Origin of the sequence: Collinsella sp. CLA-ER-H3 (assembly GCF_040092425.1) — a bacterium.
Lineage (GTDB): Bacteria > Actinomycetota > Coriobacteriia > Coriobacteriales > Coriobacteriaceae > Collinsella.
Genome location: NZ_JBBNLP010000019.1, coordinates 1 through 2,243, shown reverse-complemented (window position 1 = coordinate 2,243; position 2,243 = coordinate 1). Strand labels below are relative to the sequence as shown.

The window sequence follows — 2,243 nt, the reverse complement described above, 5'->3', positions numbered from 1 at the left end:
CAGCTTGTGTGTCCATCCTCGCAGTATCCGGTTCTCAAGGTGCACGCCCCGCGGCTCATCCGGTCCGACCGGGCCGCGCGGCAAGGAGATATATTGCCAGACCGGAGGGGCGCCGTGGGCGGGAATCTGGGCGTACACATTTCCTACACATCTAAGTACTCTCGGCTGGCTGGTTAAAAACAGGAGGGGACCTCGCATCCGAGATCCCCTCTTTCGCCCATCTATAGCAATAGACTCTTAAATACCTTATGCCAGCAGCTTGCGACCGGACTCCTCGATCGCGTCAAGTGCTGCATCTGCCTCGGCGGCATCCGCGCCCTTAGCGAAGATGTACAGCTTAATCTTGGGCTCGGTGCCGGAAGGACGAACAATACCCTTGTTGCCACCCTCAAGATCGAACTCAATAACATTAGCCTTCGGCAGGCCGTTCACGCAGGTGTTGTAATCAACGACGGCCTCAATCTTGGAACCGGCGAGCTCCGCGGGCGGGTTCTCGCGCAGACCGGCCATGATGCCGGCCATCTTTGCCGCACCCTCAGCACCCGGATAGCTCAGCGAAATCGTCTTGTTGTGATAGTAGCCATACTTCTCGTACAGCTCGTGCATCGCGTCGGCAAGGTTCTTTCCCTGGAGCTTGTAATACTGCGCCATCTGGCAAATCAAAAGCGAAGTGCTCACAGCGTCCTTGTCGCGCACGTGGTCGCCGGCCAGATAGCCGTAGCTCTCCTCAAAACCGAAGATAAAGCGATCGACCTCGCCAGCATCGGAAAGAGAAGTAATGATGTCGCCGATGTACTTGAAGCCCGTCAGGCAACGACGGAGCTCAAAACCGTACTCGTCGGCCAGAGCGTCAACCATGGCGGAAGAAACGATAGTAGTGACAGCAACCTTCTTAGTGAGGTCCTCACCGCGAGCAGCGCGGGTCTTGCAGATATAGTCGAGCAGCAGAACGCCCATCTCATTGCCGGTCAGCAGCAGATAGTCATCGCTATTCTTAACGGCAACGCCAACGCGATCGGCGTCAGGATCGGTTGCAAGCAGCAGATCAGGGTGAACCTGCTCGCACAGGTCAATGCCCTTCTGCATGGCCTGGCGAATCTCGGGGTTAGGATACGGGCAGGTCGGGAAATCGCCGTTAGGCTCCTTCTGCTCGGGAACAACCGTGACATCGGTGATGCCAGCGCGCTCGAGCACCGTCGTGACGGGAATGAGGCCGGTGCCGTTGAGCGGAGTGTAGACGAGCTTAAGCGGAGCGCCAGCGATCTCCTCGGCAGAAAGGTTGGTCACGCCGCGGGCGAGAACGGCGTCATAATAACGCTCGAGGCACGAGTCATCGATCCATTTGACCAGACCCTGCTCAAGAACCTCATCGAAGTCCATGGACTTCACGCCGGTAAACGTATCGGTCTCGGCGATAGCCTTAGAAATTGCATCGGCAGCCTCGCTGGTAATCTGGCAGCCGTCGGGGCCATAGGCCTTATAGCCGTTATAAGGCGCTGGATTATGACTAGCGGTCATGCAAATGCCACCGGAGCACTTAAGGTCACGGACGGCCCAGGAAAGCGTCGGCACGGGAGAAATCTTAGGATACACGAGAGCAGTCACGCCGTTTGCGGCAAGAATGGCAGCCGTCGTCTTAACGAACAGTTCACCCTTATTGCGGCTATCGCGAGCGATGGCAACCGTCGGATGCTCGAAGGTCGCATTGAGATAGTCAGCAAAACCCTGCGTCGCGCGACCAACCGTATAGATATTCATACGGTTAGTGCCTGCACCGATAGTGCCACGTAGACCGGCGGTACCGAAGGCGAGATCTTGGAAGAAAGCGTCGGTGATGGCGTCTTCGTCACCCTGCTCCTTCATCGTGTTGAGCTCAGCGAGGAGCTCCTCGTCCTTGACATTGGCAATCCAAGTATCAAGCAGCTCATGAACATCTGCCATGTGAGTCCTTCCGTCACAATCAATAAAACAACCCGTGTAAAACAGGACAAGCGCATCAGCGCGCTAAAGCAAATATTAGTCCATTGAGAACAGAGAACCGGCCACAGAACGGTGAACGTTTATATTCACCGGTGGATGATTGGATTGATTTAATTGCTTAGTGAATGCCGCCTTTAACGCAAAAAGGGGGAGGCCGCGAGGCCTCCCCCTTCTCAGTTCAAGCGTACGGCTCGGTGCCGTCCACCGGTCAGCGGCGCCCTGGCCTCCCACGGGCTGACCCCGCAGTACTCTCGGCGCGATGG

General features: G+C 56.7%; 1 protein-coding gene. It reads right to left on the bottom strand.

The features are described from left to right. Window positions 1–246: 246 nt before the first annotated feature. The gene (locus AAAX32_RS09950; protein WP_349100735.1) at window positions 247–1,941 is read right to left on the bottom strand and encodes a phospho-sugar mutase; all 1,695 of its coding nucleotides are present in this window, start codon (window positions 1,939–1,941) and stop codon (window positions 247–249) included. Window positions 1,942–2,243 lie beyond the last annotated feature (302 nt).